This window comes from Sphingobacterium sp. (assembly GCF_032065005.1).
Classification (GTDB): domain Bacteria; phylum Bacteroidota; class Bacteroidia; order Sphingobacteriales; family Sphingobacteriaceae; genus Sphingobacterium.
On the sequence record NZ_DAMBMM010000007.1, the window covers coordinates 81404 to 107931 of the forward strand.

The 26528-nt window shown below is 41.2% G+C and carries 25 protein-coding genes and 1 tRNA gene; 11 read left to right on the forward strand and 15 right to left on the reverse strand.

Annotation, left to right across the window (positions count from 1 at the left end; genetic code table 11):
- Positions 1-2: 2 nt before the first annotated feature.
- The 4 genes from RT138_RS12325 to purD all read right to left on the reverse strand — a co-directional run bounded on the left by RT138_RS12325 (position 3) and on the right by purD (position 3510).
- Positions 3-893, reverse strand: coding sequence for a MazG nucleotide pyrophosphohydrolase domain-containing protein (locus RT138_RS12325; protein ID WP_313190933.1), 891 nt, complete (start codon positions 891-893; stop codon positions 3-5).
- Between the two features lie 9 nt (positions 894-902).
- A complete protein-coding gene (locus RT138_RS12330; RefSeq protein ID WP_313190934.1) occupies positions 903-1391 on the reverse strand; it encodes a TIR domain-containing protein in 489 nt (162 codons plus the stop codon).
- Between the two features lie 675 nt (positions 1392-2066).
- Positions 2067-2138: transfer RNA gene (locus RT138_RS12335), tRNA-Glu, on the reverse strand.
- A gap of 97 nt (positions 2139-2235) precedes the next feature.
- On the reverse strand, positions 2236-3510 hold the full coding sequence (gene purD, locus RT138_RS12340; RefSeq protein WP_313190935.1) for a phosphoribosylamine--glycine ligase: 1275 nt from the start codon (positions 3508-3510) through the stop codon (positions 2236-2238).
- Between the two features lie 105 nt (positions 3511-3615).
- Between purD and RT138_RS12345 the strand changes: the two genes are divergently transcribed.
- From RT138_RS12345 to RT138_RS12375, 7 genes are all read left to right on the forward strand, one after another.
- The gene (locus RT138_RS12345) at positions 3616-6285 is read left to right on the forward strand and encodes a hypothetical protein (protein WP_313190936.1); all 2670 of its coding nucleotides are present in this window, start codon (positions 3616-3618) and stop codon (positions 6283-6285) included.
- A gap of 149 nt (positions 6286-6434) precedes the next feature.
- Positions 6435-7202 carry an enoyl-CoA hydratase/isomerase family protein gene (locus tag RT138_RS12350; protein ID WP_313190937.1) on the forward strand — a complete coding sequence of 256 codons (768 nt, stop codon included), beginning with the start codon at positions 6435-6437 and terminating at the stop codon, positions 7200-7202.
- Between the two features lie 2 nt (positions 7203-7204).
- Positions 7205-8077, forward strand: coding sequence for an SDR family oxidoreductase (locus tag RT138_RS12355; RefSeq protein WP_185212802.1), 873 nt, complete (start codon positions 7205-7207; stop codon positions 8075-8077).
- A gap of 2 nt (positions 8078-8079) precedes the next feature.
- Positions 8080-8730, forward strand: a complete 651-nt coding sequence (locus RT138_RS12360; protein WP_313190938.1) for a hypothetical protein — start codon at positions 8080-8082, stop codon at positions 8728-8730.
- Between the two features lie 43 nt (positions 8731-8773).
- Positions 8774-10513 (forward strand): phospho-sugar mutase, encoded by a 1740-nt coding sequence (locus tag RT138_RS12365; protein ID WP_313190939.1) that lies wholly within the window; start codon positions 8774-8776, stop codon positions 10511-10513.
- Positions 10513-11055, forward strand: a complete 543-nt coding sequence (locus RT138_RS12370; protein WP_313190940.1) for an NUDIX hydrolase — start codon at positions 10513-10515, stop codon at positions 11053-11055. Before RT138_RS12365 ends, RT138_RS12370 begins: the two co-directional genes overlap by 1 nt.
- A gap of 71 nt (positions 11056-11126) precedes the next feature.
- Positions 11127-12440: a nicotinamide mononucleotide adenylyltransferase gene (locus RT138_RS12375; RefSeq protein WP_185212798.1), complete on the forward strand. Its 1314-nt coding sequence runs from the start codon at positions 11127-11129 to the stop codon at positions 12438-12440.
- A gap of 164 nt (positions 12441-12604) precedes the next feature.
- On the opposite strand, the gene RT138_RS12380 is transcribed toward RT138_RS12375, so the two are convergent.
- The 3 genes from RT138_RS12380 to gcvP all read right to left on the reverse strand — a co-directional run bounded on the left by RT138_RS12380 (position 12605) and on the right by gcvP (position 17228).
- Complete coding sequence (locus RT138_RS12380) at positions 12605-13426, reverse strand: N-acetylmuramoyl-L-alanine amidase (protein ID WP_313190941.1); 822 nt, start codon at positions 13424-13426, stop codon at positions 12605-12607.
- 21 nt (positions 13427-13447) lie between these two features.
- Positions 13448-14200, reverse strand: coding sequence for a DUF1080 domain-containing protein (locus RT138_RS12385; RefSeq protein ID WP_313190942.1), 753 nt, complete (start codon positions 14198-14200; stop codon positions 13448-13450).
- 154 nt (positions 14201-14354) lie between these two features.
- A complete protein-coding gene (gene gcvP, locus RT138_RS12390) occupies positions 14355-17228 on the reverse strand; it encodes an aminomethyl-transferring glycine dehydrogenase (protein ID WP_313190943.1) in 2874 nt (957 codons plus the stop codon).
- A gap of 479 nt (positions 17229-17707) precedes the next feature.
- On the opposite strand from gcvP, the gene RT138_RS12395 reads away from it, so the two are divergent.
- Positions 17708-18622, forward strand: coding sequence for an arginine deiminase family protein (locus tag RT138_RS12395; RefSeq protein ID WP_313190944.1), 915 nt, complete (start codon positions 17708-17710; stop codon positions 18620-18622).
- Between the two features lie 2 nt (positions 18623-18624).
- A complete protein-coding gene (ctlX, locus tag RT138_RS12400; RefSeq protein ID WP_313190945.1) occupies positions 18625-19536 on the forward strand; it encodes a citrulline utilization hydrolase CtlX in 912 nt (303 codons plus the stop codon).
- A gap of 9 nt (positions 19537-19545) precedes the next feature.
- On the opposite strand, the gene RT138_RS12405 is transcribed toward ctlX, so the two are convergent.
- The 7 genes from RT138_RS12405 to rpmB all read right to left on the reverse strand — a co-directional run bounded on the left by RT138_RS12405 (position 19546) and on the right by rpmB (position 24985).
- Positions 19546-20142 carry a Crp/Fnr family transcriptional regulator gene (locus RT138_RS12405; protein WP_313190946.1) on the reverse strand — a complete coding sequence of 199 codons (597 nt, stop codon included), beginning with the start codon at positions 20140-20142 and terminating at the stop codon, positions 19546-19548.
- Between the two features lie 7 nt (positions 20143-20149).
- A complete protein-coding gene (gene bshC, locus RT138_RS12410; RefSeq protein WP_313190947.1) occupies positions 20150-21739 on the reverse strand; it encodes a bacillithiol biosynthesis cysteine-adding enzyme BshC in 1590 nt (529 codons plus the stop codon).
- Positions 21740-21833: 94 nt separating this feature from the next.
- Entirely contained in the window at positions 21834-23168 is a 1335-nt protein-coding gene (gene rimO, locus RT138_RS12415; RefSeq protein ID WP_313190948.1) for a 30S ribosomal protein S12 methylthiotransferase RimO, read from the reverse strand.
- A gap of 13 nt (positions 23169-23181) precedes the next feature.
- Positions 23182-24144 carry a signal recognition particle-docking protein FtsY gene (ftsY, locus tag RT138_RS12420; protein WP_185212789.1) on the reverse strand — a complete coding sequence of 321 codons (963 nt, stop codon included), beginning with the start codon at positions 24142-24144 and terminating at the stop codon, positions 23182-23184.
- 143 nt (positions 24145-24287) lie between these two features.
- Complete coding sequence (locus tag RT138_RS12425) at positions 24288-24449, reverse strand: DUF4295 domain-containing protein (RefSeq protein ID WP_093100020.1); 162 nt, start codon at positions 24447-24449, stop codon at positions 24288-24290.
- A gap of 44 nt (positions 24450-24493) precedes the next feature.
- Entirely contained in the window at positions 24494-24676 is a 183-nt protein-coding gene (gene rpmG, locus RT138_RS12430) for a 50S ribosomal protein L33 (RefSeq protein ID WP_002998409.1), read from the reverse strand.
- Between the two features lie 75 nt (positions 24677-24751).
- Positions 24752-24985, reverse strand: a complete 234-nt coding sequence (gene rpmB / locus RT138_RS12435) for a 50S ribosomal protein L28 (protein ID WP_313190949.1) — start codon at positions 24983-24985, stop codon at positions 24752-24754.
- Between the two features lie 204 nt (positions 24986-25189).
- On the opposite strand from rpmB, the gene RT138_RS12440 reads away from it, so the two are divergent.
- Both RT138_RS12440 and recO read left to right on the forward strand, forming a co-directional pair.
- Positions 25190-25414, forward strand: coding sequence for a signal peptidase (locus RT138_RS12440; RefSeq protein ID WP_313190950.1), 225 nt, complete (start codon positions 25190-25192; stop codon positions 25412-25414).
- Between the two features lie 11 nt (positions 25415-25425).
- On the forward strand, positions 25426-26145 hold the full coding sequence (recO, locus tag RT138_RS12445; RefSeq protein WP_185212786.1) for a DNA repair protein RecO: 720 nt from the start codon (positions 25426-25428) through the stop codon (positions 26143-26145).
- Positions 26146-26214: 69 nt separating this feature from the next.
- Here the strand turns inward: recO and RT138_RS12450 are convergent, their stop codons facing one another.
- A complete protein-coding gene (locus RT138_RS12450) occupies positions 26215-26406 on the reverse strand; it encodes a cold-shock protein (protein WP_093100014.1) in 192 nt (63 codons plus the stop codon).
- Positions 26407-26528: the final 122 nt, after the last annotated feature.

Below are 26528 nucleotides of genomic sequence, written 5' to 3' on the forward strand. Positions count from 1 at the left end.
CTTTATTTGCCTAAATATTTTAACGTCCTGTCTACTGGAGAAACTAATACTTTACCGCCCCTATTTTCTACCACCTCATGAAAGATTTTATAAGACTCAATAATAGTTTTTTCCCATTGATTAGAACTAACACATGCTACCTCTAGATCAACTACAAGTTGCTTTATGGTGTTTAACAATTCAGTATCAATTCTATCGCTACTACGTAACATTTTATTACCTTTTGCATAATTATAAATTATCAAGGTGATTGCCTCTTCAGCAACTTGAGGTCTTCCTCTGTCTTCAGCATCTAAAGTGATACTATCACTTTTCCGTTTCAGTTTCATAAGGTGGCGGATAACAGGAGACCAGCCCAAAAAAGCAATATGTCCTAAGTGAAACACGTCATGGTATCTATAGGCATTTGGAATTCTTGAGTTGTCGGTCAATGGATCACCTAATTCGATTAATTCATCGTTTGGATTCTTTTCCCAAAGCATTTTAACTTCTAATAGTCCGTTCTCGCCTTCTTCCTCAATGAAATTAATAATAAAAGAATCTGGGAATTGTTCAACGTAGGATTTGTCCAGTCGTGGAATAGTTTTGAGATCAACTTCGTCAAATCGATCTTGTGTTTTAATTAAGTTATTTTTCGCGATGTCTTCAAGACTAATATTATTATGACTCGCTATTGAAGAGATATACCATAGCACATCACCTAATTCTTCAGTAAGCTTTTCATTAAAGCTGCCATATCCTTCACCGTCCCTAATTAGTTTTTTTAAAGTTGTTAAAACTGATCCCGCTTCCCCTGCTAATCCTAAATATCCCAAAAAAAAATTTTCTTGATCTTTTGATTTATACTGTTGAACAGTTCCTACTGCTTTTTTTTGATATTCGTCTAATGTCATGATACAAAGTTATCTACCTACAAGTTGCGCCGCTTTATCTATCCATTTATCAATGTTATTCCTTCCTCCATCCATTATCCAGTGATAAGTCTTATAATTAGAGTAATAAAATAATTCTGTTCCAAAAGAATCAACCGCTTTCTTCAGAGGATTAATGCCGGCACCGTCTATTTCATTCTGCATTGTACTCATACCGCTCATATCAATTGCTATAATTCCTCTATTTTCCTTATGAGCTTTTTCTAATTCATACTTCACCCATGGTCTAGTATAAGTTTTTAGACCAAAACACAAAATAATGACTGAAGCACCATCCATGTTTTTATCAATCCAATTTCTTATTGCAGTTGGACCTGTTCGTTCTATTGACTCCCACTCAGATTTTGGAATAAAAGGTGATTTTGTAAAGTGTTGTGAGATGCTATTACATTCACGAATTTGCGAGACACGGTGTGAATCACGTTCATAATGAAAGCTGAAAAATACTTTTCGTGCCATACCATTTAGGTTAATAATTGTTTGGTAAAATAATATAACTAATTTAATTTTATTAATCTGAATTCCAAAGAAAAGTGTGTATGTTAAAATTCTCTAATCTTCAAAAAAACCTTTCAAAAATTAATATTATTAAATTTACTATTAGATGTTTTAAACTCTTTACGGGAAGCCGTAATTTTGTAATTTTAATGGTTCTGAGATCTACCTGAAAGCTTGAGAAAAGAAAATTTATAAGTATATCATCACTACAACGTCAATCAGCTGAGCAATTAAAAGTAGGGAAATCCCTACTTTTCAGTTCATTCTTTGCATTTGACCTTTTGATCATCTTCTGCAGATACCTTTTTTTTTAATATCCCTAATCCAACTTTTCAGAATGTCTTAAGAAATCCCCTTGGGAAGTGTAAAGTAAATCCTATCTAAAATCAAAACAGCTTCATTTGTTAAAACTGATTTCACCAGAATTATTTTTTACCCAGCTGAAAAACCTATAAAAATGAACTGAAAATATAAAAGAAACAGATATGAAAATCAGATTAGTGAAGTTGGTCAGTTTTTAGAAGCTCAAGGCAGAAGTTGCGGAAGAAATATAACATTTTATTAATCAAAAAAATTCCGCATTAAACCATCCTCCCCAAACCAAAAAAAGCGACTTTTTCAAGTCGCTTTTTTCTGTAGCCCGTAGGGGAATCGAACCCCTGTTTCAAGAATGAAAATCTTGCGTCCTAACCCCTAGACGAACGGGCCATTTTGCTTTGGTGATGCAAATATAGAAGCTTTATCTATTCTTCCAAAATATTTTCACTGGCAAAAATATAACTCATTGGCTTTTAAACCGATATTTTTATATAAGATCGAATCCGATGTCGGTTCTGAAGTACTTTCCTTGGAAAAAGATGCGTCCAGCGTCAGCGGTTGCCTGTTGCAAAGCGGAGAACAGGTCATCTTCCAGTGCAGTAACGGCTAGAACCCTACCTCCGGCAGTCAGCACATTCTGACCATCAAGTTTAGTTCCGGCATGGAATACGATAGATTCTTTTACGTTTTCGATGTTTGTGATCAGCTTGCCTGTTTCATAATTTCCTGGATAACCACCGGAAACAATCATTACGGTTGCTGCCGTTTTATTTGTTACGGTATAAGAGCGCGTTGCCAGGTCTTCATTGGCTACACCTTCCAAAAGGTCAACTAGGTCAGATTCGATACGAACCAATACCGATTCTGTTTCAGGATCGCCCATACGCACGTTGTATTCAATTACGAACGGTTCTCCGTCTACATTCATCAGTCCGATAAAGATAAAGCCCTTGTAAGGGATGTTATCCTTTTTCAGCCCATCTACGGTAGGTTTGATGATGCGGCTCTCTACCTTGTCCAAAAATGCCTGATCTGCAAAAGGAACCGGTGATACCGAACCCATACCGCCTGTATTTAATCCTGTATCCCCTTCGCCGATACGTTTGTAATCTTTTGCGGAAGGCAATACCTTATAGTCATTCCCGTCGGTCAATACGAAAACTGAAAGCTCGATACCTTTCAAGAATTCTTCTACGACCACCACATCACTTGCGGCACCGAATTTAGCATCATTGATCATGGCCTTCAGTTCCGCTTTCGCTTCTTCGTAATTATCGATGATCAATACGCCCTTTCCTTGTGCCAAACCATCAGCCTTCAAAACGATAGGAAGATTTTGGGTATCTAGGTATGCCAAACCTTCTTCTAGGTTTTCTTTGTTGAAGGATTTGAAAGCAGCGGTTGGGATATTGTGTCGGATCATAAATTCCTTGGAGAAATCCTTAGATCCTTCCAATTGAGCGCCTTCTTGTTGCGGGCCAACAATAGCAATATGTTTTAGGTCTTCCCTAGAAAGGAAGAAATCATGAATACCTTTCACCAATGGTTCTTCTGGACCTACCACGATCATTTGCACTTGGTTTTTCAAAGCAAAATCAGCGATTCCTTCAAAGTCGGTCACTTTTAGAGGTACATTTTCACCGTACTGTCCAGTTCCTGCATTTCCAGGAGCGATAAATAATTTGCTTAGTTTAGGGCTTTGCGAGATTTTATAGGCAAAGGCAGACTCTCTACCTCCAGAGCCGATGATCAGAATATTCATACCGCAAAGATATTGAAGCAGATGAGAAATCCGCTCCCAAAAAAGATTTTTACATAGATTCTTTACAAATTTTCGTATAATTATAAGGATTTAGCCGACTTAATTATGAAGAAACTCACAGCCATCTTGGCTTTCCTGTGTTTTATCAGTTTATTTAATCCACTAGCTGCTCAAACTTCAGAATCCTTTCAAGAAAAAATGGATCTGTATGCAGGAAAATTCCCCCAGGAAAAGATCCACATCCAAACCGACCGCAATAATTACGGTGCCGGAGAAACCGTCTGGTACAAAATCTATTCGACGATCGGACTGGAAAATCAACTCTCTATTCTATCCAATATTGCCTATGTGGAATTGATCAGCCCGACGGGCGAGATTGTGTCACAAAAGATCAATTCCCTGTTTACGGGCGTATCTGTAGGCGATATGTTGCTTGCGGACACGCTGGTAGAAGGTTCTTACCGCATGCGGGCGTACAGCAATTGGATGCGGAACAGCAGCTCTGACTATTATTTTGAGAAGGTGTTGAATATCGGTAATGTCCGTTCAGACAATATCATTGGCAGCAGCAAGCTTATCAAGGAGGGGGAAAATGAGTTCTATCTCTTAAATTTCGAAAATCCAGAAAACAAAAGTTGGGAAAAGACTGCTGTTGGCTATACGGTGATGGATGGGGAAAAGGTAGTTGACCGAGGTCGGGAGTCCATGCAGCCTGATGGGAGCATCAGGATCAAGGTGACCGATAAAAATCGGGGGAAACCGCTTTCGATTCGCTTCAAGAACCTAGATGGCTCCATTGTCAAGAAACTGATCAATACGAATGTCTTTGATTCTGGGAATTCAGTCCAATATTTTATAGAGGGCGGGCAAATTGTCAGCAATGAACTGAATAGGATAGCCATTAAGACCTTGAATCCGCAAGGATTGGGCATAAAGGCGGATATCACGATCATCAATTCGAAACAAGATACCGCAGCCGTGCTGAGCACCAACGAACTGGGCATGGGTTCTGCACCCTGTTATTTTGAGGAGGGTGAAAGCTACCAGATCCAGACTAAATTTGAGGATGGCAGCCAAAAGACCATCAGTATAGATGCGGTTTCTGGCAACAATATCTCCTTGGCCATCAACAACAGCAATTCGGATAAGGTCTTTGCACAGGTCAATATAGCGGAAGGGAAGATAAACAATGAGGAACTCTACCTCATAGTCCAACAGCTAGGCAAGATTTACTATATGGCCAAGAATAAGGCCGGACAAGCGAATGTCCTGTTCAATGTGCCGCGTAAGGACCTGCCTATGGGTGTTTTGACGGTGAGTTTGCTGAACAAGGATTTTCTACCCCTTTCTGAAAGGGCTATTTTTAACTATAATAAAAAGTCCATTTTACCTGCTGAGGTGAAATTGAACAAGAGCAGTTATGGTTTAAGGGAAAAGGTGAACACGGAGATTACGATAGGGAATACGGAGGATAGCATTCGCTTCTCTGCATTATCAGCTTCTGTCGTTAACCTGAAGAACTACAGAGATGATGTTCCCAACTCGGTGAGCATATTAAGTTCACTCTTTTTAAATGCAGATATCAAGGGTTTTATTGAGAAGCCAAGTTTTTACTTCAATGCCGATGGTACGGTCAAGGCGGCGGACCTGGACAACCTGATGTTGACGCAGGGTTGGCGGAAGATTTCGATCAATAAATTGGATTCGCTCAGCAATGCAAAAGCGGAGTTCGACGAGGAGAAAGGGATTACCATCAAAGGGAGCATCAATAAGGTGGGCAGAAAGGCACCGGTTCCCAATGCGAAAATACAGCTGATATCCACGAATAACTTTATGGATTACTTGGATACCACGGCGAATGCAGAAGGTGAGTTTGCCTTTAAGAACCTCTTGTTTCCGGACAGTGTCAAGTTTTTATTGTCGGCAAGAAATGATAAGGGAAAAAACTTTGTGGATATCATTGCGAACCCTTTTAAGGAGCCAGCCATAAACTTCGGAAAGAACCAGCCCTTGATCTTGAATGACATCAACAAACTGAATGCGGATCAATTGCTGGCCAGCAAAAAGTTCTATGAGCAACTGGAGAAAAAGGGGATCATGGAAAAGGTATTCCAGATTGAAGAGGTTACCGTTCGGGCACAACGTCCGAAAGCGGCAGCCAATTCGTCCAACCTCAATGGTTCTGGCAATGCGGATCAGGTATTGACAGCGGAAGACCTGAGCACCTGCCCTAGTTTGGAGATGTGTCTAAACGGCAGGCTGACCGGCGTGGTATTCCGCGGAGGAATTCCCTACAGCACGCGTAGCAATGGACCGATGCAGTTGGTGATAGATGGGATGTATGTGGAAGGTGATATGCTATCCAGCATCAACCCTGTCGACATACAGAGCGTTGAGGTGCTGAGAAATATTAATTACACCTCCATCTACGGTAGCTACGGTGGAAATGGTTTGATCATTATCACTTCGAAAACAGGCAGGGATGCACGTAGTTCGGCCTATCAGCCAACGGGAATCCTTTCGATTTCGCCAAGAGGAATATCTTTGACCAAGGAATTTTATAAACCTGTCTATGAAACGAATTCGGAAAGCCAGTTCCAAACGGACCTTAGAACGACGATACACTGGGAACCGGGGATAGTATCGAATGAAAAGGGTATTGCAAATTTTGATTTTTACACTTCGGATGAAGCTGGAACCTATAGAATGATTATTGAGGGCTTGGACTTCAATGGCAGGATATTGAGAAGGATAATAGAGTTTGAAGTTAAATAATAGAGATAGGCCCATTCATTTGGGCCTATTCTTTTGATAATCTTATTCTAACATCAATATATCTCCACATTACCTTATAATAAGCGCTAATTTTTTATCAAAACGTCTAATTTTTCCGTAAATTTCCATACTTAACAAATGGAATTCATATGGGTACATTCTTAAATACTCAAGTATCAGAGAACATCTGTTACATTCAATTAGATCGAGGAAAATCCAATGCCATGCATCTGGAAATGATCGAGGAAATCACGACTACATTCAGATCCCTAAAGGAAGATCCATCCGTTTTTGCTGTTGTCCTTCAAGGTAAAGAAGGTTTCTTTACTTCAGGTCTGGACCTGATCACGCTCTTTCAATACGATGAGGCACAGATGAAATCCTTTTGGGAAAAGTTCATTGACCTGATCGAAGAACTGGTCTCTTTCCCTAAGCCTTTTATCACGGCGGTTACAGGACATAGTCCTGCAGGTGGCTGTGTGTTGGCCCTTTGCTCCGATTACCGTGTAATGGCAGCTGGAGAATATATCATCGGTTTGAATGAGGTGCCAGTAGGCATCATTGTCCCTAGCAGTATTTTTGAACTTTATGCCTTTTGGATCGGTTCAGGTAATGCGGCGCGATTCTTATTGGAAGGCAAGCTATTGACTCCGCAGGAGGCATTGAACGCAGGTTTGGTTGATGAGGTCGTTAATTTTGACCGCATCCAGACGACTGCAGCCAAGAAGGCCAAGCAGTACCTGCAGTTTGAACCCAATGCATGGAGGGCTTCAAAGTTAAATATCCGCAAGCATCTCTTGCAACAGGTAAAAGAAACCAAAGGGGCTGCCATTGAGCAGGTCCTAGAGCGCTGGTGGGCACCGTCCACAAGGGCGATCTTGAAAGCAATAATCGACAATCTCACTAAAAAATCATAAATATGGCAGTACAAGGAGCTTTACAGCAGGATGCCTTGAAAGGTAAAACAGTGGTAGTAACCGGTGGTGGAACTGGATTGGGGAAGGCGATGTCCGTCTATTTTTCGGAATTGGGGGCCAATGTGGTCATCACGAGCCGTAAACTGGATGTTCTGGAAGAAACTGCCAAAGAAATCCAGGCCAAGACCGGAAACCCCGTATTACCTGTTGCCTGTGATATCAGGAATACGGAGGAGATCAAGCTTGTACGGGAGAAAGCCATCGAGATCTTCGGGCAGGTTGATGTATTGGTGAACAATGCCGCGGGGAACTTTATCTCGCCAACCGAGCGTTTATCTGCAAATGCTTTTTCTACCATTATCGATATCGTCCTGAAAGGTACGGTGAACTGTACTTTGGAGTTTGGCAAGCACTGGATCGAAAGGAAACAGGCTGCCAACGTACTGAATATCGTGACGACCTATGCCTTCACAGGTTCGGGCTATGTGGTACCATCGGCCGTTGCAAAAGGCGGTGTGGTGACCTTGACCAAATCCTTGGCGGTTGAATGGGGGAAATATGGCATCCGTCATAATGCAATTGCTCCGGGACCTTTTCCTACAAAAGGGGCTTGGGATCGCCTTCTACCTGGCGAATTGGCCCAGAAATTTGACTTTAAGAACCGAGTTCCATTAAAACGTGTTGGAGAACATCAGGAATTGGCAAACTTGGCAGCTTTCTTGATATCTGATTTTGCAGGTTATATCAATGGCGAGATAATCAGCATAGATGGAGGAGAATGGCTACAAGGAGCCGGTCAGATGAATGGCATGGAGGCCATCCCTTCAGAAATGTGGGATACAATCGAGCAAACTATCCGGAAAAACAACAAATAATCATGATCAAAAATTACGCAGTGGGACTGTTAGCCTTTATTGTGCTATTAGGTTCCTGTAATAACTCATCAAAAACAGCAACAGCCCATCAGGACACGGTAACCCGAGCAAGCCTGAACCAACCTGAGGAGATCCAACAGATTTCGGAGGTGATTACGCGGTTTGTGCGTGCCTACCTCAGCCAAGACAATGAAAAAGTCAATGCCTTGATCCATCCTGAACATGGACTTGCCATTATCTATCGTCCTGGGGTGATGGATGACTTCAAATTAGTGGACAGCTTTGATGTTCAAAATCCTGTTCCCGAATCCTATCCCTATACTACTTTTGAAAACGACAAGACCTTGACCTTTGAGGCATTGCCTGAATTTCTATGTGATACGGATAAATGGACCAAATATGGTTTCTCTAGCGATACGACCGCAACCAGCGTGACGCATCTGCTGGATACCATCATGAAGTATCAAGGGGAATTCAATGGAGCTAAATACGATGATAAGACCTTGGAAAGGGTTTCCAAATTGGAAGATGGCAGTTATCGCGTTATTTTAAACCCGACGGATGAACACTTTTTGGTTTTCCATGTTAAACAGTTTGAGGGCTCTTGGTATGTGACTGTACTGGACCGTTCTTATGGCAACTGCGATGCCTAATTAATAATTACACTAATATATTTACCTTAAAAAATGTAACCACATGGGTACTCTAGATAAAGAAACACAAGGAAGAATCAATCAATGGCAAACGGATGAATACGATAAGGACACCGTTTCCAAAGTAAAGGCATTGGTCGACAACAAGGAAGAGACGGAATTATTGGATTCGTTCTATAAGGAACTGGAATTCGGTACGGGTGGTCTGCGCGGCATAATGGGCGTGGGATCCAATAGGATGAACAAATATACGATCGGAAAAGCGACACAAGGCTTGGCAAATTACCTGATCAAGCAATTCCCAGATCAGGAAATCAAAGTTGCGGTATCCTATGATAGCCGAAACAATTCGCAAGAATTTGGGCAGCTGGTTGCCGATGTTTTTTCAGCAAATGGCTTCCAGGTCTATCTGTTCAAGGAATTGAGACCTACACCGATGTTGTCCTTTGCTGTACGCCATTTCAAATGTCAAGGTGGGGTGATGTTGACCGCATCGCACAATCCTAAGGAATACAATGGATATAAGGCATATTGGAATGATGGTGGACAATTGGTTGCTCCACATGATAAAAATGTAATCACTGAGGTGAATGCGATCTCTTCTGTGAAAGAGATCAAGTTTGAGGGCGTTAAGAAGAATATCCACTTGGTGGGAGAAGACTTTGACCAACTCTATATAGATGCGAACAAGAAATTGAGCTTACATCCTGAAGCCGTTATGGAGCAGAGCGACCTGAAGATCGTTTATTCTCCAATCCACGGAACAGGTATCACCATCGTTCCAAAGATGTTGGAAGCATGGGGTTTTAAGAATGTTCAGGTTGTTGAGGACCAAGCTAAACCGGACGGTAACTTCCCTACGGTAGTTTATCCAAACCCTGAGGAGGAAGAAGCGATGTCGAAGGCTATGGCCATGGGTCAGGAAATCGATGCAGATGTGGTTATGGCAACAGACCCAGATGCGGACCGCGTGGGTGTAGCGATCAAATTGCCATCAGGCGAATTCCAATTGATCAATGGTAACCAAATCGGTAGCTTGTTGACCTATTATGTGCTTTCTTCCAAGAAGGACCTGGGTCAGCTTAAGGCAAACCAATATATCGTAAAAACCATCGTTACTTCGAACCTATTCTCGGATATCGCGAAAGCATTTGATGTGAAAAGCTATGAGACCTTAACGGGCTTTAAGTTTATCGGAGAGGTCATGACGAAACTGGAAGGCAAGGAAACTTATCTAGTGGGCGGTGAAGAGAGCTACGGTTTCTTGGTTGGAGATTTAGTGCGTGATAAGGATGCTGTTAACTCATGTGCCTTTATCTCGGAGATGGCTGCCTATTTCAAAAGTCAGGGTAAATCCTTGTACGATGTCCTGTTGAAGCTTTATTTGGACTATGGCTATTACAAGGAGAAGCTGATTTCCCTAACTAAAAAAGGCAAGGCTGGAGCCGATGAAATCAAACAGATGATGGCCGATCTACGTGCTGACCTACCAAAAACATTGGGCGATATCGAGGTGGTTGAGGTTAGGGATTACGAAACTTCAGAAGCGACGGATATGGCGACAGGTAAGAAGTCTAAAATTGATCTTCCTAAATCCGATGTGCTTCAGTTTATCACCAAAGATGGCGATGTTATTTCTGCCAGACCTTCTGGAACGGAGCCAAAGATTAAATTCTATTGTTCGGTAAGGGAGAATCTGGAGTTTACCTCTGAGTTTGGTCAGATTTCAAACCGTTTGGATGATAAAGTGAGATTGATGATGGCTGATATAGTGAAAGATTAATGGAGAAGTGGAAAACAATTGATTCGAAATACATTATTCAACGCCCTTGGGCCACTCTACGCGTCGATAAGCTAGAGATGCCCAATGGCAACATAAAAGAGGAATACTACGTACTGGAATACCCTACATGGGTCAATATGGTTGCTCTGACGGAAGATAATCAGGTTATATTCGTCAAGCAGTACCGTCATGGTGCCGGCAGGATCATGGTTGAGCTTCCAGCGGGCGTGGTTGAAGATAACGAGGATCCTGAGATTGCCGCAAGGCGGGAGCTGTTGGAAGAAACGGGCTATGCTTTTGATGATATCAGCTTTGTCTGCGAGTTATTTGCCAATCCTGCGACTTCGGGAAATATCACCTATACTTATCTCTTGACCGGTGGAAGGAAAGTGCAGGAACAGGACCTAGACCCTTCGGAAGATATTGAAGTGGTATTAATGGACCTGGAAGAGGCAAAACAATTCCTTTTTGATAATAAAATCGGACAGGCTTTGCATAGCTCTGCCCTATTCTATACATTGAAAAAGTTAGGCGAGCTATAATCTCGCCTAACTTTATTCTTTATACCAACCTCTTTACACAATTATTGACGCTGTTTTCGTACCTTTGCCGCATGGCAAGAGAAATTTACGAAACCAAGCGCAAAGCGCTTAAAATCAATCTTAACGCTGATATTTATGGTACATTCGCAGAAATTGGCGCGGGACAGGAAGTCGCTCGTAATTTCTTTGAAGCAGGTGCAGCGTCTGGAACCATTGCAAAGACCATCTCTGCATACGATATGGCATTCTCCGATGCCATCTATGGTATCGAAGAGTCCGGAAGATACGTGAGCCGGACCCGACTGACCAAAATGCTTGACCATGAGTATAGCCTCCTAACGGAGCGCCTACAGGGTGAGAAATACAGCAGTAAAAAATTCTTTGCTTTTGCCGATACAGTAACCACATTGAATTTTACGAAAACCAATGAACCTCATGGATGGATCGGAATCCGATTCCAACATGAAGTGGATGGTCCGACCAACGATATCATCATCCATGTCAGGTTATTGGACAGTGACAATAGATTGCAGACCAAAGTCCTTGGTATTTTAGGTGTAAACCTTGTATTTGCCGCTTATTACTATGCGGAGAACCCGCAGACGATGATTGAGTCCCTAGTGGACAATCTATCTGTAGGCTCGGTAGAAATTGACCTGGTTAAGGTTTCAGGACCTCTTTTCGCGAATGCAAATGAGCGCTTGTTGAACCTATACCTGATCGCAAAAGGTTTCTCAAAAGCAGCGATCTTCAAACCAGATGGAAAGGCTGCCCAAATCAAAGATTATCTTTATAAAAAGAACATCATTATCCTACGTACGAAGTATCGTCAAAAGTCAAATCCGAACTTTGACCTGTTTAACCTGGCCGTTGAAGAGTTCTTGAAGAACACGAAGGCGGTTCCAGAGAATACCGTCGTGCTGATTGAGGTATTGATGGGGAATGTGCTGGATGAAAACAGCGTGATTTCAGATGAGGATCTGATCTACTTCGCTGAACGTGCGGAATACCTATGTTCTACAGGTAACAATATCCTGGTTTCCAACTTCAGAAGGAATAACCATTTGGCTGAATTCGTTCAGACTTTCAAGCCGAAACATGTAGGTATTGCAACCAACGTTTCCAACTTGAAAAACATCTTCAATTCGGATAATTACAATAAGGAAAACTATACCAATGAGCTGTTGAGCTATATCTCAGGTATGTTCAGCAAGAACGTTAAGCTTTATGCTTACCCTTATTTGGATAAAAAATCAGAGAAAATCGTTACAACGAAGAACCTTCCTGTTTCTCCAGAAGCAAAACCATTGTTTGATTTCTTGATCAACAACAGATACATCGTTGATATCGAGAACTACGATGAGAAATTCGTTAAAACTGTTTAAATAGTATTTAGTAGTAAGTATTTAGTATTTAGACCTAGGGCGTCCTTTTCTTTTGAGTATTTAGTAGAAAGTATTTAGTATTTAGACCTAGGGCGTCCTACATGTCTAAATACTAAATACTAAATACTAGATACTAAATTCTAAATACTAGGTACTAAATACTACTATAAAAACTTCTTAAAGATCGAATAAAGGATCTTGAGGTCGTGTTCAGTGAGGTTGGCGCTAGTGACATCCATCTGGGTATAGTGCTGCTTAAATCCTTTGATAGCGGCATCTAGGTTCTTCACATCATAACCAATGATCCTTAATGCAATCTTAGGGTCGAAGCCCATTGGAGGATCTTCCAAGACATCATCATACCAATATCCAAATCCTTTATCTGCCAATACCTTCCATGGGAACCTTGAAGGGTCGTTCTTTCTGGTTGGGGCATAGTCCATATGTCCGATAAAGTTTGCCTGTGGGATTTTATAGGTTTCCTTTAGGTAGGAAAGCAATTGGACCAAGGCGTTGATCTGCACTACTGGCCATGGGTCACTGATACCGTTATTATCCAATTCGATACCGATGGAAGAGGAGTTCAGGTCAGTGTCATTACCCCATCTTCCCAAACCGGCATGGTGCGCACGGTACAGGTCGTTGACCATCTGAACAATCTTTCCGTCCCTGCCGATGACATAGTGCGAACTTACGCCTACCTTTTCATTATGGAAGGTCCTGACGGTCTGGTCCAGGTCCTTTTGAGCAGTGTGATGAATCATCACATAGTTTGGTTTGCGGACACCAAAATTGGTTGAAGCAATCCATTCCTTATGGTTGGCCGCAATCCTTTCTACCTGTCCTTTTACAGGGGCTTCCTTATAAAGTTCCGAGAAATCTTTGGCTTTCTTTTTATATATCTTTTCTGTGCTGGCATACTTCCCTCCGCCACAAGAACTTACCAATGCAGCAAGCGAAAAATAAATAATGTATTTCTTGATCATATCCTTTTGTTAAACATTCTCTTATAAGGGATCAACCACAAACTCTGGGCGATCCATTCCTGGTTCCAATTCAATAATCTGAAGGTTCCTGAATTCCATTTTAGCCCCTTCAGCTTCTAAGCAAAGATAGCCTTTTCGTTTGGAGGCAAGTCTGATACTGTTTACGAATTTACCATTAACCGCTAATTTCACTGTCCCGTCCACACAGACAACGGTGTATTTATTCCACTCTCCTACTCCGAGGCACCTGTTTTCTAGAGACTTACTTCTTTCGCCCCTTGGGTTGTCTGGTGATGCTGTCATCCCTCCGGCTCCGAATAATTCACCGTGGACATAGGCAATTGGCTGTTGTTTGCCATCTACGGCATTGATATTTACCCAGTCCAACTCCAACATCTGCACTTCCATTCCCATCGGAAGCCTGCTCTTCGGATCTGCCTTGGCATCGCACCATACAAAAATCCCGGAGTTGCCGCCTTTCTCCAGATGTCTCCACTCGACATGCATGATAAAGTTCTCATACATCTTCTCCGAACGTACTACACCTATAGGATTACCGCTGTTCTGTAGAAGGTTTCCCTTCGCCTTCCAAGTGGTATCGGAGGTATTGACATCAATCCATTGGATAGCCTTGCCCTTGGTTTTGGCGTTTAAGATGGATTCGTCAAAGCTCTTTTCCACTCCAAATTGGAACAGCTTCTTTTGTGCTTCTGCAAATTGAGTACCTAAAAGGAATAATACAAGGATCGATAATAGAGATAGGTAGGGTTTCATGATCAAAATCAGATTTAATTGAAAACCTAAAATAGTAAAAACATAACAGAAATGCCATGTTTTAGGGGGTTAACCTCATTTTCCACAGCAAATAGAAAAGCCTTTACTCAATATAGAGCAAAGGCTTTCAGGTTCTTAATATTTTCAGATCTTCTTAGATCTCTGCGTATGCTTCCATCGGAGGGCATGAACAGATTAATGTTCTGTCTCCTTGAGAATCATTCACACGACCTACTGAAGGCCAGAATTTGTTTACTCTTAAGTATTCGATAGGGTAAGCTGCAGTCTGACGAGAGTATGGTCTATCCCACTCATCACCTGTAACCACTCTAGCGGTATGTGGCGCATTTTTCAGAACGTTGTCTTTTTGATCTGCCTCTCCATTCTCAACCGCAGCAATCTCGGCACGGATACCGATCAATGCATCACAGAACCTATCTAATTCTGGTTTTGATTCTGATTCCGTAGGCTCAACCATCAAAGTTCCAGCAACTGGGAATGATACTGTTGGAGCGTGGAAACCATAGTCCATCAAACGCTTAGCGATGTCAGCAACTTCGATTCCAACATTCTTAAATCCACGGCAATCCAAGATCATCTCGTGTGCACAACGACCATTGGCACCAGCATATAATACTGGGTAATGTTGCTCTAGGCGAGCTTTGATATAGTTGGCATTCAAGATAGCCGTCTTAGTAGCGTTTGTAAGGCCTTCTCCGCCCATCATAGCGATGTAAGCATGCGAGATGACCAAGATAGAAGCTGAACCGAATGGAGCCGCTGAAACAGCTGAAATTCCTTCTTCTCCAGAGATCTCGATGATCTCATGGTTAGGCAAGAATGGAACTAAGTGTTCTGCTACACCGATTGGACCCATACCTGGACCTCCACCACCGTGAGGAATACAGAAAGTCTTGTGTAAGTTCAAATGACAAACGTCTGCTCCAATGAAGCCTGGGCTAGTCAAGCCTACCTGAGCGTTCATATTTGCACCGTCCATATATACTTGACCACCATTCTCATGGATGATATTACAGATCTCAACAATTGGCTCTTCAAATACTCCGTGAGTCGATGGATAAGTCACCATCAAGGAGTTCAAGTGAGCTGCATGTTCAGTAGCTTTTGCTTTCAAATCTTCCACATCGATATTACCACGATCGTCACATTTAACGACAACCACTTTCAAGCCTGCCATAGATGCAGATGCTGGGTTGGTACCATGTGCAGATGCAGGGATCAAACAGATGTTTCTATCGAAATCTCCACGGCTGTGGTGGTATGCACGGATTACCATTAATCCAGCGTATTCACCTTGTGCACCAGAGTTTGGTTGGAAAGACATCTTGGCAAATCCTGTGATTTCACATAACCAATCGTTCAATTCATTGATCAATTGCATGTAACCTGAAGTTTGGTCAACAGGAGCAAATGGGTGCAATCCACCGAATCTAGCCCAAGTAACTGGAACCATTTCTGTCGTTGCGTTCAATTTCATGGTACATGATCCCAAAGGAATCATGGAATGGCACAATGATAGGTCTTTTGCCTCCAAGGATTTGATATAACGAAGCATTTCACTTTCGGAGTGATAGCTATTGAATACTGGGTGAGTCAAGTACTCAGAAGATCTTTCCAAGTGTTCAGGAATAGAAGTTCCTAATTCCTTAACGATTCCGTCCATGTCAACATCGGTAATGTGCTTGCCTTTTACCTTAGCAAATACTTTCACGATGGTTTGGATATCATCAAAAGTAGTGGTCTCATCGATAGAGATACCAACTGTACCGTCTTGGTAGAAGAAGTTTAGCTCATGGTTCAAAGCTTCGCTCTTCAAGCCATCAACTTCTTTGCCTACATCAAAACGTAGTGTATCAAAGTATGATTCGTTAACTTGTTTGTAGCCTAATGCTTGGATAGCTTGATCAGCTAATTTTGTCAAGTCATTGATGCGGGAAGCGATATTTTTGATTCCTTTCGGGCCGTGGTAAACTGCGTAGAAAGAAGCCATGATTGCCAACAACGCCTGTGCTGTACAGATGTTTGAAGAAGCTTTATCTCTACGGATATGTTGTTCACGGGTCTGAAGAGCCATACGCAACGCATATTCACCATTGGAATCAGAAGTAACACCGATGATTCTTCCTGGAATGTTACGTTTATAAGTATCCTTCGTTGCGAAGAAAGCAGCATGAGGGCCACCGAATCCCATTGGTACACCAAAACGTTGCGAGTTACCTACAACGACATCAGCACCCCATTCTCCCGGAGGAGTCAACAATGCCAATGACATTAAGTCTGTACCTACGCATACCGTGATGTCTTTATCGTGGGCATAAGCAGAAAATTCTTTATAATCATTTACCGTACCATCAGCTGCTGGATATTGGATGTATGTGGCAAACACATCGTCCGTTAGGTTCTCTACAGTTAAATCTGCAACCCTGATCTCAACACCGAAAGGAACGGCTCTTGTTTGCAGTACATCCAAGGTTTGAGGATATACATTTGGAGTCACCAAGAAAACATTTGCATCCTTGTTTTTACGTGTGCTGTACAACATGAACATACCTTCAGCTGCAGCAGTAGCCTCATCCAGAAGCGAAGCATTGGCAATCTCTAAACCAGTAAGGTCAGATACCATGGTTTGGAAGTTCAATAACGCTTGCAAACGTCCCTGAGCGATTTCCGCTTGGTAAGGCGTATATTGAGTATACCATCCTGGATTTTCAAAAACATTACGTTGAATAACTCCCGGAAGGATCACATCATTATATCCCTGACCGATATAAGATTTGAATACCTTGTTCTTTTCAGCTATTTGAGCTATTTTTTCCAAATACGCAACCTCACTAAGTGCAGAAGGAAGGTTCAAAGCTTGTTTCTTACGAATCTGTGCAGGAACGGTCTGATCGATCAATTCATCCAAAGAACCTACTGAAAGCACGTTCAACATTTCCTCTACTTGCGCAGAACTTGGACCATTATGGCGATCCTCAAATTTTTCTTGGTAAAATATGTTACTCATTTTAAGTATTAATTGTAACTTTTGAGACTGATTAACTATCTGTTATCCAAAATATTTCAACAGGATTTCTCTGTAAAAATTTAGATGTGCAAAGATACGCTTTTTATAGGTAATTTTAAGGAGTCGACCTGCTCGAAAAACTTTTATTAACACATCAATCGATTGCACATTTCTTTAAATTCCAAACAACAATAGCGTTAATATTTTATCAATGTAACAGTCTTTCGGTCCTTTTGCTTTAAAAGACCTAAATCAATTTCCCTATTAGGATATGCTGCTTTCGGGATAATGTGACACACCTATTAAAAAAACTGCAAACAAACCTCAAAAACATTCCATTTTCTGCATTGAACACCCCTCCTTTAATACTTTAATTCCACCATTAAAGCACTTGCTGTTAAATATTTACAATAATTTTCGCAGGTATTTTTAAGATGGGAATCTTTACTAATTTAGGCCTAAATCAATTAATAAATTATATGCTTAAATTAAACGTGAGGAATGAATCCGACCGCTTGACCGCTGTAATACTGGGGATTGCCAATGATAACGGCCCCACCCCAACAGCCGAAGAAGCTTACGACCCCAAGTCACTGGAACATATCCTCGCAGGTACTTACCCCACCGAACCAGACATGGTTCATGAACTTGAGCAGTTCCAGCAAGTTCTCAAAAAATATGCTGTTGAAGTCTATCGTCCGGAAACAATCCCCAACCTTAATCAAATCTTTACCAGAGATATAGGTTTTGTTATTGACGATTACTTCGTAAAGTCCAATATCCTTCCTGATAGAGCAGAAGAATGGGAAGCCATCTTGTACATCATCGACCAGATCGATCCTGACAAGCTCATTACCGCACCTGACCATATTCACATGGAAGGTGGTGATGTCATCCTCTGGAAGGACTATATTTTTATAGGAACCTATACTGGTCCGGATTATTCAGAGATCAATACAGCAAGAACAAACCTGCAAGGAGTTGAATTCCTAAAGGAAAAATTCCCCAACAAGACCGTGATGGGTTTTGACCTGATTAAATCCATGACAGACCCTAGGTCTAATGCCTTACACTTGGATTGTTGCTTTCAACCGGTAGGAGAAAACAAGGCAATCATATACCCTGGAGGCTTCCGGAACCAAAAGGATTTCCAATTTCTGCTGTCCTTATTCTCTGAAGAGAATGTATTCCAGATTACAGCAGATGAAATGTACCAGATGTATTCTAATGTGTTTTCCATCTCTCCTACGGTCGTTGTTACGGAGGAAAGATTTACCAGGCTGAACAATTGGCTAAGGGATCAAAACTTCATTGTAGAAGAAATCCCTTATCATGAAATCGGGAAGCAAGAAGGGCTCCTACGCTGCTCTACCCTACCTTTAATCAGAAAATAACCATGCAAACCACCAATACAATCCTAATGGTCAGACCGTTCTACTTCCGAAGAAACGAAGAAACGGCTGTCAATAACTTCTTCCAAGCAAAAAATGAACGGAACGACAGGCTTTCCGACCTGGCCATTACCGAGTTTGACAACTTTGTCAAGGTCCTTAAAAATGCGGGAATCAAGGTTTTTGTGGTTCAGGATCCGGGTAAATTGGATACCCCGGACAGTATATTCCCCAATAATGTGATCTCCTTCCATGTCAATAAGAGCATTATCTATCCCATGTTTGCTGAAAACAGGAGAAATGAAAGGCAATTGAACTATTTAGGAAAGCTGGACCAGGCCGGAACACACTACGAGACGGTCCAAGACTACAGCACCTATGAAGACCAGAACAAGTTCCTGGAAGGCACGGGATCCATGATCTTGGATAGGGTCAACAAAATTGCCTATTGCTCCCTGTCGGATCGCGCAAATGAGGAACTATTTCATATTTTCTGCAAAGATCAAGGCTATACCCCATTGGTTTTCCATTCCACCCAACAGGTTGGTGAGGCTTATCTGCCCATTTACCATAGCAATGTGATGATGTCCGTAGGGACAAACTTCAGCGTGATCTGTTTGGAGGTAATCAGGAATCCTGAAGAAAGAGAGCTGGTCGTTTCTACCTTAAAAAACACTGGTAAGGAGATCATTGAGATCAGCGAAGATCAAATGAACCATTTTGCAGGAAATATCTTGGAAGTCAGGAACATTGATGGAGATCCAGTAATCTGCATGAGTTCGCAGGCATTCGAATCCTTTCAAGAGGAACAGATTGAAGCCCTGGAGAAGCACGGAAGGATTGCCCATGCTCCTTTATTTAGTATTGAAAAATATGGTGGTGGCAGCGCCAGATGTATGATGGCTGAGGTTTTTTAACCTCAGCTATTAAAAACTATCCTTTGCTATCTCTCTTCTTACCCTACTCAAACTCTCCGGAGTAATCCCCAGATAAGATGCGATCATCCATTGCGGCACGCGAAGCAAGAGGTTTGGATAAAGCTCGATAAACTCCAGATAGCGTTCTTTTGCGGTCATCGCCAATAGGGAATTGATCCTACGCTGTAAATAATAAACACTTCTTTGCAGGGACCTTTCGGTAAACATCGCGAATTCAAGACGTAATTTTGCTGCTTCCGAAAAGAACTTTGGATGCAAGAAAACGACCTTGCTGGGCTCAATGGCCTTGATATAATACAAGGAAGGCTCATCAAAGTAAACACTGGACCGATCACCCATCAACCAATTTTCTGGTGCAAACTGAAGGATGTGTTCTACGCCTTTCTCATCCAAGGACAAAAACTGCAGTAATCCCTCCTCAACAAACAGAAAATGCTTGCAAACCTCGCCTGCCCTCAGAATATATTGATTGTGCGAAAGTTCCCTAAACTCAAAAAAAGGAAGAAGCTGTTCGAAATCACTCTCAGTCAAAAAAGCTTTTTCTGTATAGTATTTATAGAAATTACTCTTCAATAACTCTTCCATTTCCATATTAATAAAGTATAGTGAATTTAAAGTCTAATGGGTTAAAACTTTTTACCAAGTCGGGAATGAATTCCTTGCCATGTTTCAGGTAAAGTTCAGCAAAGTTGTCGGTCCTTTCCTGCAGCGCACCTCCAGGGAAGAGCTTTTCCTTGATCCGATCAATCTGTATCAAGGCATCCTGATGATTCCGTTTCTCGGCCTTCAACAGCTTCTTTTCTAAGTTATTGACTGCCTTTTTCAATCGGGCTTTGACCGCATCGGTGCTTGGCCCTAGACTCGGATCAATCTTATGTGCCCTCAGCTTGATCTTTCCAAAGATAGCATTGAATTCCATCCATTCATCTTGCAGATTCAACCTATGTTTGGTAATTCGCTTCACATAATCCTTCTTCAAGGTCTCCGACGGCTTGAATATGCTCTTAAAAGTAAAATCTAACCTAAATATTTTCCCCGCCATTTGATCATCTGTAACCAATGCGGAGTTACGCGGAATCAAAATAGGAAAAGGAACTTTATACTGATCAAAATTAGCTTTAAGCTGTAGCCAATAAACTATCTCTGCACCTCCCCCAATATAAGCCAGGTTCGGAAGGATTAATTCCTCATACATTGGACGCATAACCACATTCGGACTGAATCTTTCCGGATGCGCATGGATCTCCTTCTTGATCTCTTCTTCAGTAAAATAGATCCCTTGATGCAAAACCTCAAACTTGCCATCTTCAGTACGGACGATCCTTTCGCGGTATTCATCCGTTAGATAGAAAAAGTTGATCTCCCTTGAATGGACCTGAGTAGCAAAACCCTTTTCCTTCAATTGCTCAGAAGTCTTTTCAATAGCCTTAAAGCTCTTTTCTTTCAGAATATCATCTTCCATGATCGGAGCAAAGATTTTCTTCAATTCTTTCCTGTCCGCGTCAATTATGATCAATCCATATTGCTTAAACAGGGAATTCACGAAAGTTCTCGTAGCATCAGCGAGGCTCAATCCTTTCAGATAGGCCTCTTCTACAAGCTCCGTCAGCTCCGTCGCATTATCAGAAAGCCCAAAGGTATTGCAGTATTGTTTAACGGTATCAGCTATGCTGGAAGTGTCCAAACGACCGGTCGCTGAGTACGATTCTACATCCCAAAGGACCTTTTTGCCAAAAGCCTTGGTATGGTTAATTTCCTCGAAATCATGGTCTTCTGTTGCCATCCAATACACCGGTACAAACTCCTGATCAGGGAATTCCTTCTTTAAATCTTGGGCCAACTTGATGGCCGTCACGATCTTGAAAATAAAGTATAAAGGTCCGGTAAATATGTTTAATTGATGGCCAGTAGTAACTGTATAGGTGTTATCATCCTTTAATCGGATAATGTTCTGCGCCACTTCCGGAGAGGAAGACAGCAGGTCTCCATATTGATCAGTTAATATTTTAGTTAATAATTCCCGATGAGCAAAGCCTTTCTTTTTGCCTATTTGATCCTTAAAACCTGCTATATCAGGTTTGTTCCCATAAAATGGAGCAAGCTGCTCATTATGGTTTAGATAGGCAATTAAGGTTTTGGAGAAACTATTAGTGTCGTTGTAATCAATATATGTGGCTTTCATCTACCTCTTTTAAACTTTTACAAATGTATAGGCATTTAGTATACAAAATACAAAAATTTAAAATAAGCCCGACTACTTGCCACAAATGTTATAGTTATTTGACAATATTTCCGTACAAGTCAAAGTCTTCAGCACGGTCAACCTTCACCTGAACAAAGTCACCAATACGGGCATAATTGGATTTTGCTTCCAATACAACCTCATTGTCAACCTCAGGGGAGTCATATTCTGTCCTGCCTATAAAATAATCGCCATCTACCCTATCCACCAACACTTTATAGGTATTTCCAACTTTTTCTTGATTGATTTCATAGGAAATTCCTTGCTGAACTTCCATGATCTGATCCACACGATCCTGTTTTACCTCTTCCGGCACATCGTCCTCTAGGCTATGCGCATGCGTTTTTTCTTCATGCGAATAAGTAAAACATCCTAAACGATCAAACCGTGTTTCCTCTACCCATTCCAACATTTCCTGGAAGTCTTCTTCCGTTTCTCCTGGGTAACCGCAGATCAATGTCGTTCTTAAGGCGATATCAGGAACTTTATCACGGATCTTATTGACCAAGTCGATCTGCTTTTGTTTGCTAGTCCCTCTACGCATGGAGGTTAGCATACGGTCTGAGATATGCTGCAACGGCATATCCAGGTAATTACAGATATTGGAACGTTCGTTCATGGCATCCAAAATATCCATCGGGAACCCCGAAGGATAAGCATATTGCAAGCGTATCCAATCAATCCCATCCACATCCGATAAATGACGCAAAAGGTCGGAAAGATTACGCTTTCCATAAATATCCAGCCCATAATAGGTCAGGTCCTGAGCGATCAAGATCAGCTCTTTGGTACCATTGGAAGCCAAGAACTTAGCCTCTTTTACCAGATCATCAATGGATTTGGACACATGCTTTCCGCGCATCAATGGGATTGCACAGAATGAACAAGGTCTATTACAGCCTTCAGCAATCTTGAAATAAGAAAAATGAGAAGGAGTCGTCAATAAACGCTCGCCAAGCAATTCATGTCTATAGTCTGCACCAATGCTGGAAAGAAGGTCTGGAAGATCATTCGTTCCAAAGAATGCATCAACATTAGGGATTTCAGTTTGCAATTCAGGTTTGTATCGTTCTGATAAACAACCCGTCACAATAACTTTATTTACTTTTCCCTGGTCTTTTAATTCAGAGAATTGAAGGATGGTATCAATGGATTCTTGTTTGGCATTATCAATAAAACCACAAGTATTGATCACCACAATATCATTAGCTTGGATATTGGATGCTTCGTGGACCACTTCCATCTGATTGCCCTTTAATTGGCCCATCAGCACCTCGCTATCATGTATGTTTTTAGAGCAACCTAGGGTCACCACGTTCACACGTGGTTTAGCCTGTACAGGCGCTGTTTTTGATTGTTTCGTTTTCATATTACGCTGTAGCCTACTTGAATAGTGAGTCTACAAATTCTTTTTTGTTAAATAACTGCAAATCACCGATCTTCTCTCCCACTCCAATGTATTTAACCGGAATTTTAAACTGATCCGAGATCCCTATGACAACACCACCTTTGGCAGTACCGTCCAATTTTGTCAAAGCCAAGGCATTCACGTCGGTAGCTTGAGTAAACTGCGTTGCTTGCTCAATGGCATTTTGACCTGTAGAAGCATCCAAAACCAACAAAATCTCGTGAGGAGCATCAGGGATAACCTTTTGCATCACATTTTTAATCTTGGTCAATTCGTTCATCAAGCCTACTTTATTATGAAGTCTACCTGCTGTATCAATGATGGCCACATCGTCGCCATTCGCAACGGCTGACTTTACGGTATCAAAAGCAACCGATGCAGGATCCGATCCCATGGGTTGTGCAACGACACGCACCCCAACCCGATCACCCCATAATTGGATTTGATCTACAGCAGCGGCCCTGAAGGTATCAGCAGCACCAAGCACAACCTTGTTACCTGCTTCCTTCAACTGATGAGCCAGCTTACCGATGGTTGTGGTCTTTCCTACCCCATTCACTCCAACGACCATAATCACATATGGCTTTTGGTTGCCATATTCAAATGATTCAAAGTCATTACTGTTGTTCTCAGCCAATAAACCTTGGATTTCGTCTTTCAACAGACGGTTCAGGTCATCGGTAGTGACATATTTATCCTGTGCAGCACGTTTTTGAATCCGTTCTACAATCTTCAGGGTGGTCGTCACGCCCACATCAGATGTTACCAGAACCTCCTCCAGATTATCCAACACTTCGTCATCAATGGTAGACTTTCCTACTACTGCTTTCGTAATCTTGGAGAAAAAACCTTCCTTGGTCTTCTCTAAACCTTTGTCCAAAGCCTCTTGAGCTTCAGGTGTCTCTTGCTTCTTTTTAAAAAAATCAAATAATCCCATGATGGATGTGTTATAGATAAAGGATCTGAATCGTATCAAAGATACTTAAATACAGGATACTAAAAAAGCCCTTTTGGTGCTCCCAAAACGGCTAATTATAAGATTTTTAAAGAAAAACTTTAAAAAAAGGAATATCTAACTGCTTATTTAGAAGCCGCAGCAACAACCTCTTTTACTTTGTCATTGTGTACCATACTTTCTTTGAAAGTATAAGCGCCAGTTTTTGCAGATTTTGTAGTGATAATTACTTTGGTAAATTCTTTACCACCACCTTTTTGTAATGATGCAACTGCTTTCTTTGCCATGGTATTATATTTTTAATATGGACCCTAAAGATCCAATCCGTTAATTACTTAATTTCTTTGTGAACTGTTACTTTTCTCAATACTGGGTTGAATTTTTTCAACTCTAAACGCTCAGTTGTGTTCTTTTTGTTCTTAGTGGTAATGTAACGAGACATTCCTGGAAGACCACTTTCTTTGTGCTCAGTACATTCTAAGATAACTTGTACTCTATTTCCTTTTTTTGCCATTGCCTTACTTTATTTATACCCTCACGGGTGAATTTCATGATTCTATTTTCTGCTGATATAACAGGCTACTATCTATTAAATATGACCTCTTTTAATAAACTTGTCGATAGATGCTGTAATACCGTTTTTGTTGATGGTTTTAATAGCCGAAGTAGATACTTTTAAAGTAATCCAACGATTTTCTTCTGGAATATAAAAACGCTTGGTCTGTAAATTAGGATAGAATTTACGCTTAGTCTTAACGTTCGAGTGTGATACGTTATTTCCCTTTAATGCCGTCTTGCCTGTTAAATCACAAATTCTTGACATGATATTCGATTTTTTATTGTTGTTCTAATTCAATTATCGTTCCTCAGAAACGAGTGTGCAAATATCTATATTTCTTTTGGGAAATACAATAATAATTAGCGAATTATTTTAAAATAATCTAGGAATAGGGCAGAAGTCAACAAAAATACTGTATTTTGCATTATTATTTGCGCCGACGCTCACAATAGTTTTCAACAATTCACAATGAACAAGTATTTAATACGAGGATTAGCTTTCACTTTGCTGGGAATAATCTGTATCTACTATGGTACCATCCTCATGGAATCCGACAACATGTGGTATAAACCGCTCCTGGTTGTCGGCGTCATCTCTTTCGGATTCGGCTTTATCACCTTTATTTATCGCTTGTTCAGAAAGATCGATCGAAACGCAATATTGGACGACAGGAAGTCCAAGAACAACAAATAGGGTAGAACCTGATGCTGCAACAAACCAAAGGAATCACCTTAAAAGTTACCAACTACTCCGAAAGTAGCGTTGTCGCTCAGATATATACGGAGGTTTTGGGCCTGCAATCTTATCTGATCAATGGCGCCAGAAAACCGAAGGCCAAGATCCCATTCAATATGCTCCAGCCATTTCATCTATTAGAAATGGTCGTTTATAATAAGGAAAACAACAACCTGCAGCGAATAAAGGAAGCCCAGCAGATCCCTGCACTCAAGAGCATCCCTCTAGATATCGTCAAGAGTTCCATTGCGATGTTCTTGAACGAAGTCCTCTACAAGGTCTTGAGACATCAGCATCCCGAACCGCAACTTTTCCAGTTTTTGGAAAATGCCATCATTTGGCTGGATGAAAGCAAAGAAGGATTGGCAAATTATCATCTGGTCTTCCTCGCCAAACTGAGCCACTACCTAGGCTTCAAACCCATCATACAGGATCTTCCATATTTCGACTTGATGGAAGGCCGCTTTTCCAACAGCTTACCTGCGCACTTTCATGTCCTGCAGGAACCCTACAGCACTTATTTCAGAGAAATTTTACAAAGCAGCTTTACGAATTGTAACAAAATTAGGCTAAACCGACAGGATCGGACCTATCTCCTGCAAAAAATCATCGACTATTATCGACTTCATACAGAGAACTTTGGAGAGATTAATTCCCTCTATATCCTGGAAGAAATTTTTGGAAATTAAAGGCATGAAAAAACCCGTTGAGTTGGTACTCGACGGGCTTCCACAATAAATATATATTGAATCTAATTTTTAGATAAGCTTTACATTTACCGCGTTTAGTCCCTTACGACCTTGTTGTACTTCGTAAGAAACATGGTCGTTTTCACGAACCTTGTCTACTAATCCAGAAACGTGAACGAAAATTTCACTCTCGCCAGAATTTGGAATGATGAAACCGAAACCTTTGGCTTCATTAAAGAATTTTACTACTCCTTCTTGCATAATAATTACTATTGTTTTTTTTTAAAGGTATCATTATTTTTTGAATACCAATTAAATTTAATCGTTAAATCTACTAAACATTTTTCAAATTATTTGGCAATTTCTTTTCGCCAACAATTTGG